Raw genomic sequence first — 16,736 nt, 5'->3', positions numbered from 1 at the left:
CCTTCCCGACATGGTGGCTCAACCGCCACCCGCCAACCTTCTGGAGAAAACCATGAGCATTGCTTTCCAAGTGCCCGACATGACCTGCGGCCATTGCGTGAAGACCATCACCGGCGCCGTCACCGAGGCTGTCCCGGGCGCCGTGGTCGCCACGGATCTGCCCACGCACCGCGTCACCATCACCGGCACCGACCAGGCCGACAAGGTGGAAGCCGCCATCCGCGATGCGGGTTACGAGCCGTCCCGCGTCTAAAGACGCGAACCCGGGTTTGTGATAGCTTCGATCTTTCGTTTGAAATTCAGTAATCGCTTTAAGCTATCAATCAATTTAGTTAATTAAATTGGATTGTTTGATAGTTGCGATTTATGATTCTTTTCATGGCGGTCCAGAAACCCGCCACTTAAGTTAGCAAACCAAGGAGAGAATCGAATGCTGCAAAACCGCGAAGGCCAACGTGTTCCGAATGTGACGTTCCCCGTTCGTGAGGACAACACGTGGAAGAAGGTCACGACCGACGACCTGTTCAAGAACAAGACGGTCGTGGTCTTCTCGCTTCCCGGCGCTTTCACGCCGACCTGCTCGTCCACCCACCTGCCGCGCTACAACGAACTGGCTCCCGCGTTCTTCGCCGCCGGCGTCGACAGCATCGTCTGCGTGTCGGTCAACGACACCTTCGTCATGAACGAATGGGCCAAGGATCAGGAATCGGCCAACATCACGCTGCTGCCCGACGGCAACGGCGCCTTCACCGAAGGCATGGGCATGCTCGTCGACAAGAGCGACCTGGGCTTCGGCAAGCGCAGCTGGCGCTATTCCATGCTGGTCAAGGACGGTGTCGTCGAGAAGATGTTCATCGAGCCCGAAAAGGAAGGCGATCCGTTTGAAGTGTCGGACGCCGACACCATGCTGTCTCACTTCGCGCCGTCGGCCAAGAAGCCGGACCAGGTGGTCGTGTTCTCCAAGCCGGGTTGCCCGTTCTGCGTCGAAGCCAAGGCGCTGCTCGATAGCAAGGGCTACGCCCCGATCGAGATCCCGCTGGAAAACAAGGTCCGCGGCCGCGTGATCGGCGCAGTGTCCGGCAAGGGCACGGCTCCGCAGGTGTTCATCAACGGCGCCCTGATCGGCGGCCTGGAAGACCTGAAGGCGCACTTCGCCTGATACGCAGGCCAATCGGCCGGGCAGGGGGCATCGCCTCGCGCCCGGTCCGCCGGACACGCGGTGCTTGATCCCGAGCGGCGGTTGATTCCGCATCGCCCGCCGCGCGTGCCGCCACACCGGCCGGCGCGGTAGCGCCGCGCCGCTCCCGCAAGTTTCCCTTCTTTTGCGCCCTTATTGCAGGCGCCGTGCGTCCGAAAACAGGACGCAGGACGGCGTTCGCCCCAAGGGTGCGCAACAAGGCGGAATTTGCCTTCACATTCTGAACATCACGCGACAACGGGGAGATTCCCAATCATGAAGACGCTGCATACCGACATTGCTGTCATCGGCGCCGGCACCGCAGGCCTCGCCGCTTACCGTGCCGCGAAAGCGGCGGGCAAGCGCGCGCTGCTTATCGAAGGCGGCCCCTACGGCACGACCTGCGCCAGGGTGGGCTGCATGCCGTCCAAGCTGCTGATCGCGGCCGCCGAGGCGGCGCACGCGGCGGCGCACACCGATGCGTTCGGCGTGCACGTCGGCGGAGAGGTCACGGTCGACGGCGCCGAAGTCATGGACCGGGTCAAGCGCGAGCGCGACCGCTTCGTGGGCTTCGTGGTCGACGGCGTGGAGAACATTCCGGCCGAAGACAAGGTGCGCGGCTACGCGAAATTCGTGTCCGACACCGTGGTGCGCGTGGACGACCACACCGAAATCCAGGCGTCGCGCGTCGTGATCGCCACCGGCTCGCGCCCGTCCGTGCCGCCGCCTTTCCGCGCGCTGGGCGATCGCCTCGTCGTCAATGATGACGTGTTCGCCTGGGACGACCTGCCGAACCGCGTCGCGGTCTTCGGGCCCGGCGTGATCGGGCTGGAGCTTGGCCAGGCGCTTGCCCGGCTCGGCGTGGAAGTGCGCGTGTTCGGCATGAGCGGCAGCCTGGGCGGCATCAGCGATCCGCAGGTGCGGCAGACCGCCCGCAAGATCTTCCAGCGCGAGTTCTACCTGGACACGGACGCCCGCGTCCTGGAAACCACCCGCGTCGGCGACGAGGTGGAAGTGCGTTACGTGGCGCTGGACAACAGCGAGCGCACCGAGCGCTTCGACTACGCGCTGGTCGCCACGGGCCGCCGCCCCAACGTCGATGGACTGGGTCTGGAAAACACGTCGCTGGCGCTGAACGCACAGGGCGTGCCGCAGTTTGACCGGCTGACGATGCAGGCGGGCAGCTCGCCCATCTTCATTGCCGGCGACGCCAACGCCGACGCGCCGCTTTTGCACGAGGCTGCCGACGAAGGCCGCATTGCGGGCGAGAACGCGGCGCGCTTTCCGGAAGTGCGCGAGGGCTTGCGCCGCGCGCCCTTGGGCGTGGTCTTCTCGGACCCGCAGATTGCGCTGGTCGGCGCGGGCCACGCGAAGCTGGTGCCCGGCACGTTCGTCACCGGCGCGGTCGATTTCAGCGACCAGGGCCGTTCGCGCGTCATGCTGAAGAACCGCGGCATGCTGCACGTGTACGCCGACATCGAAACGGGCCGCTTCCTGGGCGCCGAGATGATCGGACCCAGCGCGGAGCACATCGGCCATCTGCTGGCCTGGGCCGTGCAGCAGGAGCTCACAGTGGCGCGCATGCTGGAAATGCCGTTCTACCATCCCGTGATCGAGGAAGGCCTGCGCACCGCGCTGCGCGATGCCGCGTCGAAGCTGGCGCTGGCGCAGGAGGCCCTGCGCCAGGCCGATGTCGAAACGGTCTGAGCGCTGCGGACGTTAAAGGGTCGTAATCGCAAAAGGGTCGCGGACGTAAAAGGATCGCGAACGTAAAAGGATCGCGAACGCAAAAAGGGCCGCGCCATGAAGGCGCGGCCCTTTGTCGTCTGCTTGGCCGCATTGCCCCAGCGCGGGGCAGCGCGTCAGTCGTCCGATTGCTTCTTTGGAACCGGGAACGGGTTTTCGCGATATTGCAGCGTGAAGCCGGCGCGTTCGTCCTGCGCAAGTTCGCGCGCCAGATACGGCATTGCCTGTTTCAGCGCGTCGTGCAGCGTCCAGGGCGGATTGATGAGGAACATGCCGCTGCCGTGCAGGCCATAGCCGTCGATGGTCGCCTTCTTGACCGTCAGCGTGGCGTGCAGCCAGCTCTTGACCTTCAGGTTTTCGAAGTGGCGGGCCATCTCGCTGGCCTCGCGTCGTTGCACCAGCGGATACCAGATGGCATAGGTGCCGGTGGCGAAGCGCTTGATGCACTCCTTCACAGTGAGGAGCGTGCGGCGGTAGTCGTGCTTGTCTTCATAAGACGGGTCGATCAGCACCATGCCGCGCCGCGTGGGCGGCGGCAGCAGCGCCTTGACGCCCTCGAAGCCGTCGTCGCCGTAGATCGTGGTCTGGCGCTGCGCGGCGCGGCCCTGGTGTTCCAGGTTGCCGACCAGCGTGTCGATTTCGGTGGGATGCATCTCGAACAGGCGCAGGCGGTCGGACGGGCGCAGCGCGTCCAGCGTCAGCCACGGCGAGCCGGGGTAGCGACGCAGCCGGCCGTTGGTGTTGTAGTCGCGGATGCGAGCGACGTAATCGGCCAGCAGCGGTGGCAGGTCCTTCGCTTCCCACAGGCGGCCGATGCCGTCCGCGAACTCGGACGTCTTGGCGGCCCAGTCGCTGTCCAGGCTGTAGAGGCCGGCGCCCGCGTGGGTGTCGATGACCCAGTACGGGGCGTCTTTCTTGTTGAAGTAGTCCAGGGTATGGACCAGGATGGCGTGCTTGAGCACGTCGGCATGATTGCCGGCGTGAAAGGCGTGGCGGTAGCTGAACACGGGGCTTTCTGCCTCAGGCGGCGGGCCGGATTGCGGCCAGCTCGTCAGTGAAAATGCCGTCGATGCCCCAGTCGAGCAGCAGGCGCGCGCGCTCGGGGTCGTTGACGGTCCAGGCCGCGATGCGGTAGCCGGCGGCGTGCACGGCGTCGATCAGTTCGCGGGTGGCGTCCTTCTGGTTGATGTTCAGCGCCACGCACTCGTATTTGGCAAGGCGTTCGCGCCAGTCTGCGGGCACCTTTTCCACGAGCAGGGCGCGCGGCAGTTCGGGCGCCGCCTGGCGGGCGGCTTCCAGGGCCTCCTCGGCAAACGAGGAGAGAAGCGGCGCCGTGCCGGCGCCTTGCCAGAGTTCGCGGGCGGCCAGGGCAACGGCGCGGCCGGTTTCGGCTTCGCGGCCGGGGCAGGGCTTGATCTCGACGTTGCTGGCGATGCCGTTGGCCAGCGTGTAACGGGCGACCGCCGCGAAGGTGGGCAAAGGTTCGCCGGCGTAGGCCGCCGAATGCCAGCTGCCGAAGTCAAGCTGGGCCAGGTCGGCGTAGGTCTTGGCGGCGGCGGGGCCTTTGCCGTTCGAGGTGCGGTCGACATCGTCGTCGTGCATCAGCACGAGCACGTTGTCGCTGCTGAGTTTCACGTCGTATTCGAACATCGTGAAGCCGTTTTCGGCGCCGACGCGCATGGCGGCCAGCGTGTTCTCCGGCGCCAGACGGCCGCCACCGCGGTGCGCGATGTGGCGGGAATAAGGCCAGGAGGGGAGGTTTGCGGTCATTTGGTGCTGCTTTGGGGTTCTTTTGAGACAGGTTGCAAGGATACCTTGTTCTGCGACACGTCCATGATCATGCGCGTGGCCAGATACAGGCGCGGCACGATGCTGTTGATCAGGATGTACTCGGCGTCATTCGAGTGCGCGCCGAATCCGCTCAGCCCCATGCCCTCGATGACGGGGCCGCGGGCCTTGAGCGCCGCAAAGGCGGCGTCCGTGCCGCCGCCGCTGGCCCGATCCACCACCTTCAGCGGCAGGTCGAGCTCTTGGTAGACCTTCACGCCGTGTTGGGCCAGGGCGCGTGACGCCGTGGTCGCTTCCAGCGGCGGGCGGCGGACCTCGAATTTCACGCTGACCTTGGATTCGGGCAGCAGTTTCTTCTGGATGCGTTCCTCCAGCGTGCGCGCCAAGGCGTCGAAGTCGGACACGCGCAGCGCGCGGGCGTCGCCCTGCGCGGTGGCCAGGCCGGGGATGACGTTGCGGTTGGTGCCTGCCTGGGCGACGGTCCAGTTTAGCTTCAGCCCTTCGTCGGGCTTGGAAAGATCGTCCAGCTGCAGGAGCTGGTGCGACAGCTCGTAGAGCGCATTGACGCCGCCCTCCGGCCGGGCGCCCGCGTGCGAAGTCTTGCCCTGCACCGTCAGGTAAGCCGCGCCGATGCCGCTGGTCGCCAGCGTCAGGCGCGGCTCCATGCCGCCGCCCTCAAACGAAAAGACGGCGTCCTGCTCGGCGCCCAGGCGGGTGATGGTGCTGCGCGCGCCGGGCGAGCTGATCTCTTCGTCTCCGTTGATCAGCACGGTCAGCGTGCCGTAGTCGGCAAACTTTAGTGTCTTCAGGAGCGCGATGGTGTGCAGAATGGCCGCCACCCCGTGCTTATCGTCGGCAATTCCCAGGCCGTAGGCCTTGTCGCCGTCGATCCGGAACGGCTGGTCCTTCAGCATGCCGTTGCGGTACACGGTGTCCATGTGGGCGATCAGCATGATCTTCCTGCTGCCGCTGCCCTTGAATTCCGCGTGGACCATCGGGCCGACCTTCTCGGGGGTGTCGTCCAGCCGGAAGACGTCGGCAGGCGCGATGATCTCCACGGTGCCGCCAAGTGCCTTGAGCCGGTCGCGGATCAGTTCGGCGATGCGTTCGACACCCTCGACGTCCTTGCTGCCCGACTCGATATTGACGAGATCGCGCATCGTGTCGAGCATGGCCTGCTGCTGGCCCTTGGCCGCATCCAGCACATTGGCCACCGGGGCGGCCTGCGCGGCGTGGGCGCAGCCCAGAAACGCCAGCGCGGCACAGGATTTCAGCATCAGCAGGCGGGAAGGCATGAACGGCATCGTGGGTGACCTTTTTGCGCTCGGGAAGGGGACCGGCCTGGCGCCGGCTCGGCGGGGTCGGCCGTCCTGCGGGCTAACCCCAAGCCACGATACGAGGGCCGCGCGGGGGCGGTAATGGGGGATTCCCGGGTTGACGGACCCCGCCATCGGTGGGGACGGATGGCCCGCGACGCCGTGCATTGCCCGGTCGTTGGCGCAATGGCCGCGCAATGAATGAGAAATGGTAAAATCCGCCCGCTGAACCCGGTTTGAACCGGTATGGGAATAGAGGCGAATCGATTTCGCCTTTTTTTATGCGTTTTCGTGCGGCCCCGGGCGTCTACCCCCGGAGCGCGGCAACAGGGATTCCATGTTCGAATTTATTCGCAGCCATCGGCGCTGGATGCAGTTCATCCTGCTGATCTTGATCGTGCCTTCCTTCTTCCTGGTCGGGATTCAAGGCTATGACAGCTTCATGAGTCGGGAGCCCGAGCTGGCGACGGTGGCTGGCCAGCCGATTTCCCGCGCCGAGTTTGACCAGGCGCACCGCAACCAGCTTGACCAGTTCCGCAACCGTCTCGGCTCGCAGTTCGATGTGGCCGTGATCGACACGCCCGCGATGCGTGAAAGCCTGCTGAACCAGCTGATCAACCAGCGCCTGCTCGCCAATGTGGCCGCCGACAACCGTTTCTCGGTGTCCGACGAGACCCTGCGCAACACGATCGCCGCCATCCCCGAGGTCCAGGACAACGGCCGCTTCTCGCCCGAACGCTATCGCCAGGTGCTGGCCGCGCAGGGCATGTCGCCGACGTCGTTCGAAGCCGGCCTGCGCCGTGATCTGGCCATCGCCCGCGTGCTCGAGCCCGTCGGCCAGTCGGCCCGCGCGCCGGCCGAAGTGGTCTCCGCCGTGGAATCGGCGCTGACCCAGACCCGCACCGTGCAACTGCGCAACTTCTCCGCCGCCGACTTCCGCTCGCAGGTCACCGTGACCCCGGCCGACATCCAGGCCTGGTACGACGCCAACAAGCAGCAGTTGCAGGTGCCGGAACAGGTGCAGGTGCAATACCTGGTGCTGGACGAAGCCGCCGCCACGCAAGGCGTGCAGGTCAAGGACGAGGACCTGGCTTCGTATTACGAACAGAACAAGAACCGCTTCGGCCAGCCCGAACGCCGCCGCGCCAGCCACATCTTCATCGAGCTGCCGTCGGGCGAAGACGCCCGCAAGGCCGCGCGCGCCAAGGCCGAAGACATCGCCAAGCAGGCCGCTGCCGATCCCGCCAAGTTCGCCGAACTGGCCGCCAAGAATTCGCAGGATTCCGGCTCGGCCACCAAGGGCGGCGACCTGGGCTGGATTGCCCCGGGTGCGCAGCCCGGCCCGCTGGACAAGGCCATCTTCGGCCTGGCCCAGAACCAGGTTTCCGGCGTGGTCGAAAGCCCGTTCGGTCTGCACATCGTCAAGGTCACTGAAATCAGCCCGGGCGCCATCAAGCCGCTGGCCGAGGTCAAGGACCAGATCACCGCCGAAGTGCGCAAGCAGATCGCCGCGCAACGCTTCTCGGAAATGGCCAGCCAGCTGAACAAGCAGGTCTACGACCAGCGCGACAGCCTGCAACCGGCTGCCGACGCCGTCGGCCTGAAGCTGCGTACCGCTTCCGGCGTCACCCGCGAAGGCCTGCTGCCCGCCGACAAGGCCGGCCCGGGCTCCGCCGCCGACAGCCCCGACGCCGCGCTGCTGGACAACCCGCGCGTGCGCCAAGTGCTGTTCTCGCCCGACGTGCTGCGCGAAAAGCAGAATTCCGGTGTGATCGAACTCGCGCCCGACACCATGCTGGCCGTGCGCGTTGCCGCCATCGAGCCCGCCCACGTGCCACCGCTGGACAAGGTCAGCGATGTCATCCGCGCCAAGCTGCTGGACGAGCGTTCCGCCGAAGCCGCCAAGAAGGCCGGCGAAGCGGCCCTGGCTGCCAACAAGGCCGATCCGGCCTCGACGGAAGGTTTCGGCCCGGCCATCACCGTGACGCGCCAGAATCCCCAGGATCTCTCGCGCCCGGTGCTGGACGCCGTGATGCGCCTGCCGTCGGCCACGCTGCCGGCCTTCACGGGTGTGCAGTCCGGCGTGGACTACACGCTGGTGCGCCTGGAAAAGGTGGAAGCCGGCAAGTCCGACGCCGCCGACAAGGAGCGCCTGGCGCAGCAACTGTCGGGCGCATGGGGCCAGGCGGAAAACGAGGCCTTGATCCGCATGCTGCGTCAGCAGTACGAGGTGAACGTCACGCCCGCCGCCGCGGATGTCATCCGCGGCGACCAGTCCCAGGCCGCGGGCTGATCGCTACGTAAAAGTCAGTTCAACATGGGCCGCAGCGCCGGCCACACGTTGTCCAGCAATTGAGGCTGGGCATCCTCGTTAGGATGGATGCCGTCAGCCTGAAACATCGCCCGGTTCGTTGCGATACCTTCCATCAGGAAGGGCACGAGCCGGGCGTTTTCGTTTTTGGCGACATTGGAGAACACGGCGGCAAAGCGTTCGGCGTAATCGCGCCCGTAATTGGGCGGGATCTGCATTCCGACGATCAGCACGTCGGCATCGGCCTTGCGCGCCGCCTGGGCCATGGTCCGCAGGTTCTGCTCGGTCATGTTCAGGGGCAGGCCGCGCAAGGCGTCATTGGCGCCCAGTTCCAGCACCACGACGGCCGGCGCGTGCTGGCGCAGCAGGGCGGGCAGGCGGGCAACGCCGCCGCTGGTCGTATCGCCACTGATGCTGGCATTGACGACCTGGAACTTCGGGTATTGTTCGGAGATCCTCGCGGACAGCAGGGGCACCCAGCCCGTGCCGCGCTTGATGCCGTACTCGGCGGACAGGCTGTCGCCCACCACCAGTACGGTGCGCGGCGTGGAACCCTGGGCCGCTGCGGCGGTCTGAGCGTGGGCGGGCGCCACCGCGGCGGTCGCGAAGGCAGTCACAAGAAGCAGACGGGAAAATAGGCGCATGGATAGCAATAACTCAATCGTGGTGAAAGGGCTGGGCAAGCGGGTGGCCGATGCCGGCGGGTCGCTTTCTATCCTGGAAGGAATTGATTTTACGGTCGCGGCGGGCAGCGCCGTGGCCATCACGGGCAGCTCGGGCTCGGGCAAGTCGACTTTGCTGGGACTGCTGGCCGGTCTGGATGTTCCCAGCGTGGGCAGCGTACACCTGGCTGGGCAGGACCTTTTTGCCCTGGACGAGGACGGCCGCGCGCGCCTGCGGGCCAATCACGTCGGCTTCGTGTTTCAGTCATTCCAGCTGCTGCCCAACCTGACCGCGCTGGAAAACGTGATGCTGCCGCTGGAGCTCGCCGGGCAGTCGGCGCGCGAGGCCGCGCAGGCCATGCTGGAACGGGTGGGGCTGGGCGCGCGTCTGCACCACTATCCGCGCACGTTGTCGGGTGGCGAACAGCAGCGCGTTTCGCTGGCCCGTGCGTTTGTCGTGCAGCCGGACCTGCTGTTTGCCGACGAGCCCACCGGCAGCCTGGATGCCGCAACCGGCGTGACCGTCATCGATCTGATGTTCGACCTGCACCGTGAACACGGGACGACGCTGGTGCTGGTCACGCACGATCCGCAACTGGCGGCGCGCTGCGGGCGGCAACTCGTGCTGGCGGCCGGTCGCATGGTGACGGACGCCTGAGACGACTACCCATTGCTGCCCCAAATGTACGGGAGTAGGCTACCGCAAGGAGATGCCATGTCTGTCCGTACATCCATCCATGCGTCCTTGTTTGTGGCATTGCTGGCGCCCGCCGTTGCCGGTGCAAATGGTGGTGTCATCCGCTTTGCCGGGGCCATCGTGGAACCGGCGGCCTGCAGGCCGCGCGTGACGCCGGCAAGTGCCGGCGGGCTTCCCCAAGTGGCTTGCGCACCTGATTCCAGAACCCGCGCAGTGGATCCGGCGCTGCGGGTCAAGACCTCCGTGCGGGAAGTGCCCCCGGCCAATGCCGAAGCGCGGGCCCCGGGCAAGCGCTATGTGGTGACGCTGGAATATCTGTAGGACGGGCGCTGTCCCGGTGCGCCGGGACAGCATGAGCAAACCGCGGCCGGCGCTGCCGGCCCGCGTTCAGCCCAGGTTGCGGATCTCCACGACCGGATCGACGTCGGCCGCATAATCCACGCCGTCGATTTCAAACCCGAACAACCGCAGGAAATCGCGCTTGTAGCCGGCAAAATCGGTCAGCGCATAGAGGCTGTCCGTATCGACCTGATCCCACAGCGCCTGCACCCGCGCCTGCACGGCCGGATCCAGTTCCTTGTAGTCGGCGCGCAGCCGGCCTTCGCCGTCCAGGATCGGAGACGGGCCGCACAGGCTGTCGCGATACAGCCCATACACCTGTTCGATGCAGCCCTCGTGGGTGCCGTCTTCCTTCATGACCTTGAAGAGCAGCGCCAGGTACAGCGGCATCATCGGGATGGCCGAACTGGCCTGCGTGACCACGGCTTTCAGCACCGATACCCGTGCGTCGCCGCCACGCACCGAAAGCTTGGCGCGGATGTCCAGCACGCGCTGGTCCAGGTCCTTCTTGGCCGCGCCGATGGAGCCGTTCCAGTACACGTCGTGCGTGATCTTTTCGCCCAGATAGGTGAAGGCAGTGGTGGTGGCGCCGTCGGCCAGCACGCCGGCTTCGAGCAGGGCGTCGATCCACATCTGCCAGTCTTCGCCGCCCATCACGGCGACGGTGGCGTCGATCTCGTCCTGCGAGGCGGGCTCCAGCACGCCGTCCTTGATGACTTCCTTGTCGGTATCCAGGCCGCGCAAGGTCACGGACTTGCCGATGGGCTTGAGCGTGGAAGTGTAGACCTGGCCCGTCTTTGGATGCGTGCGGCGCGGGGCGGCAAGGCTGTAGATGACCTGATCGACCTGACCCAGATCCGCCTTGATGGCGGCGATGGTCTTTTGCTTGATCTCATCGGAAAAGGCGTCGCCGTTGATGCTCTTGGCGTACAGGCCTTCGGCTTCGGCGAATTTGTGGAACGCGGCGCTGTTGTACCAGCCCGGCGTGCCCGGCTTGGCGGCGTCGCCCGGCCGTTCGAAGAACACGCCCAGCGTCTGCGCGCCACAGGCAAAGGCCGCGCTGATGCGTGCGGCCAGTCCATACCCCGTCGACGCGCCCAGGATCAGCACGCGCTTGGGTCCCCCAGGCACCGGTCCTTGCGCCTTCACGTAGTCGATCTGTTGCTTCACGTTGGCTTCGCAGCCGGCAGGATGGGTGGTGACGCAGATGAAACCGCGCACGCGGGGCTTGATGATCATGGGAGCCTCTTGTTGGGAATACGCCAGGGACCGATGCGGGAATGGGCATCAGGCGAAGCGCATTGTACGGGAGGCGGCCGGCCCGCCATCGCAGGTCAGCCGCCGCTCGGCGCCGGGCCTACGTGCCGCGGGCAATCCGCGCCGCGGCGGCGCTTTGCGCGCGGCCGCGCCGCCATTCGATCATGCCGATGCCCACGCCGCTGGCGCAGATGATGGCGATGCCCAGCCAGGTCAGCGGGTCAGGGAAATGGCCCCACACCAGCCAGCCCACCGAGGTGGCGCTGATGATCTGCAGGTAGATGAACGGCGCCAGCGTGGACGCCGGCGCGCGGCGGTAGGCGGCGATCTGGAACAGGTGGCCCACGCAGCCCGTGATGCCGGTGGAGATCAGCACGGCCCAGTCGAACGCCGACAAGGCCCGCAGGAACGGCAGGGCGGGCGGCAGGATGAAGGGCAGGGCGAGGGTCAGGCAGATCGTGCCCACCGCACCGCTCCAGATCAGCGACGTGAAGGGATCGTCGCCGGCAACGCGGCGCGTGGCGATGAACTGCGCGGTGAAGCAACAGGCCGTCAACAGGCCGAATATCGTGCCGACCGGGTGCAGGCCGCCGCCAGGGCGGATGACGATCAGCACGCCAACGAAAGCGATGCCGGCCGCGACGAAGCGCGACATGCGCGCTGGCTCTTTGAGAATCCAGGGCGCCAGCGACAGCACGAGCAGCGGCGCAAGGAAATTGATCGAGGTGGCTTCCGCCTGCGGAATGTAGCTCAGCGTCGTGAAGAACATGAGCGTGGCCAGGAACATCGAGCCGCCGCGGATGAGCTGCTCGCGCGGCTTGGTGCTGCGCAACACGCGCATGCCGCGCGCGGGCAGCACGAGCGCCAGCACAAGCACCAGGTGGATGGCATAGCGGAACCATGACAGCACCAGCAAGGGCACGCCCGCGTCCATGACCCACTTGCCGCTCGCGTCCAGGCACGACAGGGTCCACATCGACAGCACCAGCAGCAGCACCCCGATCATCGGGCCACGCGCGGCGGACGCGCCGGGGCGCGGGCGACCGTTATCGGCCGGGGACATGGACGGTACTCCTTTCAGCGTGCACGGGGCATGGCGCCTTTGGGGCGATGGGCGGCTGACATGATACGCTCATCGCGCCGGGGGAAAAGGCCAATGATAGAACTACGCAACGTCGAAACTTTTTTCTGGGTCGCCACGCTGGGCAGCTTCCGCGCCGCGTCCGACAAACTCAACACCACGCAGCCCGCCGTCTCGCAGCGCATCGCTTCGCTGGAGGCCGACCTGGGGGTCAAGCTGTTCGAGCGTGATGCGCGCGGCGTCAAGCTGACCGCCAAGGGCCACGAACTGCTGTCGCACGCGGAACGCATGTTGCAGGTGCGGCGCGACATGTTCGAAGCCGCGCGCGAGCAGAACGTCATGTCCGGCACCGTGCGCATCGGCGTGGCCGAGACCATCGTGCAGACCTGGCTGCCCGCGCTCATCGAACTGATCCACACGACCTATCCCGCGCTGGTGCTGGAAATCGAGGTGGACACGACGCATGTGCTGCGCTCGCACCTGATGTCGCGCCAGATCGATCTGGCGTTTCTTATGGGCCCGGTGCTGGAGGCGCGGGTCGAGAACCTGCCGCTGTGCACCTATCCGCTGGCGTGGGTCGCCAGCCCGTTGCTGGATCTGGGTCCTGAACCCCTGACGCTCGCGACGATCGGGAAGCTGCCGATCATCACCTATCCCTCCAATAGTTCGCCTTACCGCGTGGTGCGCGACATGCTAACCCGGGCGGGCGTCACGTCGCCCCGCATGTACGGCAGCGCCTCGATGTCCATGGTGGTCCGCATGACGCAGGATGCCATCGGCACCAGCGTCATCGCGCCCGTGTTCCTGGGCAAGGAGCTGGCGCGCGGCGAGCTGCGCATCCTGCAGGTGCAGGCCGACCCGCTGCCCGAGTTGAGCTTCACCGCGACGTGGGTGCAAGGGCCGGACAGCCATGCCGTGCGAGTCATTGCGCAGATGGCGCAGAAGGTCGCCGCGCAGACCTGACCGGCGATTTGACCGTAGGTGTTTTCCCCAGCGGGTGGCGTCGCGGACGGCCTTGCCGCGTGCGCGAGCGACCTGCCGCCGAGCATGCCGGCTGGCCGCAAAGCCGCGCCGATGCGTCGTTTGCGCGGAACGGACCCGCACCGCGCCGCGAGACCCAAAAAAAATTTATACCCCCACATCGGAACTTACGATTGGACGCTCGCCGCCCCTGACGCTGCAATGGCGCTCATAACGAAGTAGCGGCTGGATACACATCCGTGACCACCGATTCCTACCGGCGCGCAACCAGGACAACGGGATCCCGCGCGCGACATACGATCCCGCAGCCAGGAGTTTTTCCATGAAGAAGTCTCTTGCTTTTGCCGCCATCGCCGCCAGCCTCTTGGCCGGCGCGGTCCACGCCCAGGACCTGCCCAAGACCCACTTGAAGATCGTGGGCGGCCTGTCGAACCTGACCGCCTACAACGACTACGAAAAGCCGTTCTGGACCAAGACCATTCCCGAGCAGTCCAAGGGACAGGTCACGGCGGAAATCAAGGGCTTCAACGAAATGGGCTTGAAGGGGCCCGAGCTGCTGCGCTTGATGTCGCAGGGCGTGATCGAGTTCGGCACCGCCACGCTGTCCTACTTCGCCAGCGACAATCCGATCAACGAGGCCATCGACCTGGCCGGCCTGGCGCCCGACGTCAAGACCGCGCGCGCCGTGACCGAAGCCTTCGAGCCCGTCTACGCCAAGCTGTACGGCGAGGGCAACAACGTCAAGCTGCTGGGCATCTCGACCTATCCGGCTCAGGTGCTGTTCTGCAACGCCGAGATCAAGGGCCTGGCCGACATCAAGGGCAAGAAGGTCCGCACCAGCAGCCGCACCACGGCCGAATTCGTCGAGGCGCTGGGCGGTTCTAGCGTGACGATGGCCTTCGGCGAAGTCGTCCCCGCACTGCAGAACAAGGTGGTCGATTGCGCCATCACGGGTTCGCTGTCGGGCTATTCGGCCAAGTGGTACGAGGTGTCGACGCACCTGGTTGCGCTGCCGATCAACTGGAACCAGCAGATCCACGCCGTCAACCAGAAGGCCTGGGACAAGCTGGATCCGAAGGTGCGCACGTTCCTGCAGGACAACGTCAAGACGCTGGTCGACAACATCTGGGATGCCGCCGCCCGCCAGACGCAGGAAGGCTATGACTGCAACACCGGCGCGGCTGCGTGCCCGTTCCCAGTCAAGGGCAAGATGGTGCTGGTGCAGCCCACCGACGCCGACAAGGCGCTGCTCAAGAAAGTGGCGCAAGAGGCTGTTCTGCCCAAATGGGCCGCCCGCTGCTCGGCGCAGTGCGTGAAGGACTGGAATGCCACGGTCGGCAAGACGCTGAACCTGACCGCCAGCAAGTAAGCGCCAGGACGCGCCGGCCCGCGGGCCGGCGCGAATTCCGGCCGGTGATGGCGCGCGGTGGTCCGTGACCCTGGCATGAGGTTCGCGGCGCCCGCACGCGATGGCAGGTCGTGCCACCCGAGGTTCCATTCATGACTCAAACCGAACACTTCCGTCTGCTCGGCGGCCTGTTGCGTCGCGCGGAAAGCTTCTCCCGTGCGGCCGTGTGGGCCGGCGGCGCCCTGACCGTGGCCAGCGTGCTGCTCATTTCCTTCGACGTGCTGGCCCGCAAGTTCCTGGGCTTCACGACCGGGGGCGCGGATGAGCTGTCCAGCTACGCGTTTGCCATCAGCACGTCCTGGGCGCTGGCGTTCGCCACGCTGCAGCGCGCCAACGTGCGCGTCGACGTGCTCTACCAATATTTGCCCGTGCGCCTGTCGGCCGTGCTGGACTGGATTTCCATGGTGGCGATGGCCGTCTTCATGGTGTTCCTGACGTATTACGCCTACGACGTGGTGGTGACGTCCTGGACACAGAAGTCCGCGGCCAACACGCCGCTGGCCACGCCGCTGTGGATTCCGCAGGGGTTGTGGGTGCTGGGTCTGGCGTGGATGTGCATTACGGTCGCGCTGATGCTGGCGCGGGCGTCCGCCGCGCTCGTCACGGGCGACATTGAACTGGTCAAGCAGATCTGCGGCGTGCGTTCGGCGCAGGAAGAGGCTGACGAAGAAGCCGCCGCCGGCGAGCGCATGGTGAAGGGAGAATCCGCATGATTGCCACCGCCTTGACCCTGTTGCTGGTCCTGATCGGCCTGTCGATCCCCGTTGGCGCCGCCCTCGGCGTGCTGGGGCTGCTTCTGGACCCGATGTTCTCAATGCTGCCGCTCACGCGGGCCATCGGCGAGATTTCCTGGAGCTCGAACAACGAGTTCCTGCTGGTCGCGATTCCGCTGTTCATCATGTTGGGCGAGGTGCTGCTGCGCGCCGGTTTTGCCGAACGCATGTACAGCGCGATGAGCCTCTGGCTGTCGTGGCTGCCGGGCGGATTGATGCACGCGAACATCGGCGCCTCGACGCTGTTCTCGGCGACCTCCGGCTCCAGCGTGGCAACGGCCGCCACCGTGGGCACCGTCGCCATTCCGCAGATCCGCAAGTACGGCTACAACGAGCCGCTGTTCCTCGGCAGCCTTGCCGCGGGCGGCACGCTGGGCATCCTGATCCCGCCGTCGATCAACCTGGTCATCTATGGCGTGCTGACGAACTCGTCGGTGCCCAAGCTGTACCTGGCCGGCATCATCCCCGGGTTCGCGATGGCGGCGCTGTTCATGCTGACGGTCGTTATCGCCTGCGTGGCCAAGCCCTCGTGGGGCGGCAAGAAGATCCACGCGACGTGGGGCCAACGTATCGCCAGCCTGGTGCATCTGGCGCCGCCGCTGGGCATCTTCTTCCTGGTGGTCGGCTCGATCTATGCGGGCCTGGCGACGCCGACCGAGGCAGCCGCGCTGGGCGTGCTGGGCGCGTTCATCCTGGCCGCCTGGTTCCGCCGTCTGACGTGGTCGATGCTGCGCGAGGTGCTTGAAGGCACGATGCGGTCGACGGCCATGATCATGCTGATCGTCATCGCCGCCAGCTTCCTGAACTTCGTCATGTCCGCGACGGGCCTGACCGACGCGCTGACCACGTCCATCACCGGCCTCGGCCTGTCGCCCGGCTGGATGCTCCTGATCGTGGTGATCTTCTACCTGGTGCTGGGCTGCTTCATGGAGACCCTGTCCATGATGATCACGACCATCCCCATCGTGGCTCCCATCATGATCGGCCTGGGCTATGACCCCATCTGGCTGGGCATCGTCATCATCGTGCTGGTCGAGGCCGCGCTGATCACGCCGCCTGTCGGATTGAATCTCTTCGTGGTGCAGAGCCTGCGCAAGAGCGGATCCATGAGCGCAGTCATCGTCGGCAGCCTGCCGTTCGTGGCAGCCATGTTCGTGATGCTGGCGCTGCTGGCGTTCTGGCCCGACATCGCGCTGTGGC

16 protein-coding genes are annotated in these 16,736 nt (G+C 66.1%); 10 read left to right on the top strand and 6 right to left on the bottom strand.

All coding sequences use genetic code 11. The features are described 5' to 3' along the window. Positions 1–52 precede the first annotated feature (52 nt). The 3 genes from RT697_RS17830 to RT697_RS17820 all read left to right on the top strand — a co-directional run bounded on the left by RT697_RS17830 (position 53) and on the right by RT697_RS17820 (position 2,884). Positions 53–253 (top strand): heavy-metal-associated domain-containing protein, encoded by a 201-nt coding sequence (locus RT697_RS17830; protein ID WP_313700672.1) that lies wholly within the window; start codon positions 53–55, stop codon positions 251–253. Positions 254–430: 177 nt separating this feature from the next. Beyond that, the gene (locus tag RT697_RS17825; RefSeq protein ID WP_313700670.1) at positions 431–1,159 is read left to right on the top strand and encodes a glutathione peroxidase; all 729 of its coding nucleotides are present in this window, start codon (positions 431–433) and stop codon (positions 1,157–1,159) included. A 294-nt stretch (positions 1,160–1,453) separates the two neighbouring features. After that, entirely contained in the window at positions 1,454–2,884 is a 1,431-nt protein-coding gene (locus RT697_RS17820; protein WP_313700668.1) for a dihydrolipoyl dehydrogenase, read from the top strand. A 155-nt stretch (positions 2,885–3,039) separates the two neighbouring features. Here the strand turns inward: RT697_RS17820 and RT697_RS17815 are convergent, their stop codons facing one another. From RT697_RS17815 to RT697_RS17805, 3 genes are read right to left on the bottom strand one after another with little or no spacing between them, the layout of a single operon-like run. Continuing rightward, positions 3,040–3,930 carry a 23S rRNA (adenine(2030)-N(6))-methyltransferase RlmJ gene (locus RT697_RS17815; protein ID WP_313700666.1) on the bottom strand — a complete coding sequence of 297 codons (891 nt, stop codon included), beginning with the start codon at positions 3,928–3,930 and terminating at the stop codon, positions 3,040–3,042. 13 nt (positions 3,931–3,943) lie between these two features. Beyond that, positions 3,944–4,693 (bottom strand): glycerophosphodiester phosphodiesterase, encoded by a 750-nt coding sequence (ugpQ, locus tag RT697_RS17810; protein WP_313700664.1) that lies wholly within the window; start codon positions 4,691–4,693, stop codon positions 3,944–3,946. Further along, positions 4,690–6,015, bottom strand: coding sequence for a M20/M25/M40 family metallo-hydrolase (locus RT697_RS17805; RefSeq protein ID WP_313700662.1), 1,326 nt, complete (start codon positions 6,013–6,015; stop codon positions 4,690–4,692). The genes ugpQ and RT697_RS17805 overlap by 4 nt, the downstream gene beginning before the upstream one ends. Positions 6,016–6,364: 349 nt before the next feature. On the opposite strand from RT697_RS17805, the gene RT697_RS17800 reads away from it, so the two are divergent. Further along, complete coding sequence (locus RT697_RS17800) at positions 6,365–8,320, top strand: SurA N-terminal domain-containing protein (RefSeq protein ID WP_313700661.1); 1,956 nt, start codon at positions 6,365–6,367, stop codon at positions 8,318–8,320. A 14-nt stretch (positions 8,321–8,334) separates the two neighbouring features. Here RT697_RS17800 and RT697_RS17795 read toward each other — a convergent pair whose 3' ends face one another. Next, the gene (locus RT697_RS17795) at positions 8,335–8,982 is read right to left on the bottom strand and encodes an arylesterase (RefSeq protein ID WP_313700659.1); all 648 of its coding nucleotides are present in this window, start codon (positions 8,980–8,982) and stop codon (positions 8,335–8,337) included. Here RT697_RS17795 and RT697_RS17790 point away from each other — a divergent pair. Both RT697_RS17790 and RT697_RS17785 read left to right on the top strand, forming a co-directional pair. Further along, the gene (locus tag RT697_RS17790; protein ID WP_313700657.1) at positions 8,981–9,658 is read left to right on the top strand and encodes an ABC transporter ATP-binding protein; all 678 of its coding nucleotides are present in this window, start codon (positions 8,981–8,983) and stop codon (positions 9,656–9,658) included. The genes RT697_RS17795 and RT697_RS17790 overlap by 2 nt on opposite strands. A 57-nt stretch (positions 9,659–9,715) precedes the next feature. Then, positions 9,716–10,018 carry a hypothetical protein gene (locus RT697_RS17785; RefSeq protein WP_313700655.1) on the top strand — a complete coding sequence of 101 codons (303 nt, stop codon included), beginning with the start codon at positions 9,716–9,718 and terminating at the stop codon, positions 10,016–10,018. Positions 10,019–10,084: 66 nt separating this feature from the next. On the opposite strand, the gene fabV is transcribed toward RT697_RS17785, so the two are convergent. Together fabV and RT697_RS17775 are read right to left on the bottom strand one after the other, a co-directional pair. Beyond that, complete coding sequence (fabV, locus tag RT697_RS17780) at positions 10,085–11,275, bottom strand: enoyl-ACP reductase FabV (protein WP_313700653.1); 1,191 nt, start codon at positions 11,273–11,275, stop codon at positions 10,085–10,087. Positions 11,276–11,393: 118 nt separating this feature from the next. Beyond that, positions 11,394–12,356, bottom strand: a complete 963-nt coding sequence (locus RT697_RS17775; protein WP_313700651.1) for a DMT family transporter — start codon at positions 12,354–12,356, stop codon at positions 11,394–11,396. Positions 12,357–12,449: 93 nt separating this feature from the next. Between RT697_RS17775 and RT697_RS17770 the strand changes: the two genes are divergently transcribed. The 4 genes from RT697_RS17770 to RT697_RS17755 all read left to right on the top strand — a co-directional run. Next, on the top strand, positions 12,450–13,337 hold the full coding sequence (locus RT697_RS17770; protein WP_313700649.1) for a LysR family transcriptional regulator: 888 nt from the start codon (positions 12,450–12,452) through the stop codon (positions 13,335–13,337). Positions 13,338–13,677: 340 nt separating this feature from the next. Then, positions 13,678–14,724, top strand: coding sequence for a TRAP transporter substrate-binding protein (locus tag RT697_RS17765; protein ID WP_313700647.1), 1,047 nt, complete (start codon positions 13,678–13,680; stop codon positions 14,722–14,724). 131 nt (positions 14,725–14,855) lie between these two features. Then, positions 14,856–15,476: a TRAP transporter small permease gene (locus tag RT697_RS17760; RefSeq protein ID WP_313700645.1), complete on the top strand. Its 621-nt coding sequence runs from the start codon at positions 14,856–14,858 to the stop codon at positions 15,474–15,476. Continuing rightward, positions 15,473–16,736, top strand: a 1,264-nt coding sequence (locus RT697_RS17755; RefSeq protein WP_313700643.1) for a TRAP transporter large permease, incomplete at its 3' end; no start/stop codon positions are given. The genes RT697_RS17760 and RT697_RS17755, both read left to right, overlap by 4 nt.

This window comes from Achromobacter sp. (assembly GCF_032113835.1).
Lineage (GTDB): Bacteria > Pseudomonadota > Gammaproteobacteria > Burkholderiales > Burkholderiaceae_B > Achromobacter.
This window is presented reverse-complemented; position numbering and strand designations above follow the sequence as displayed.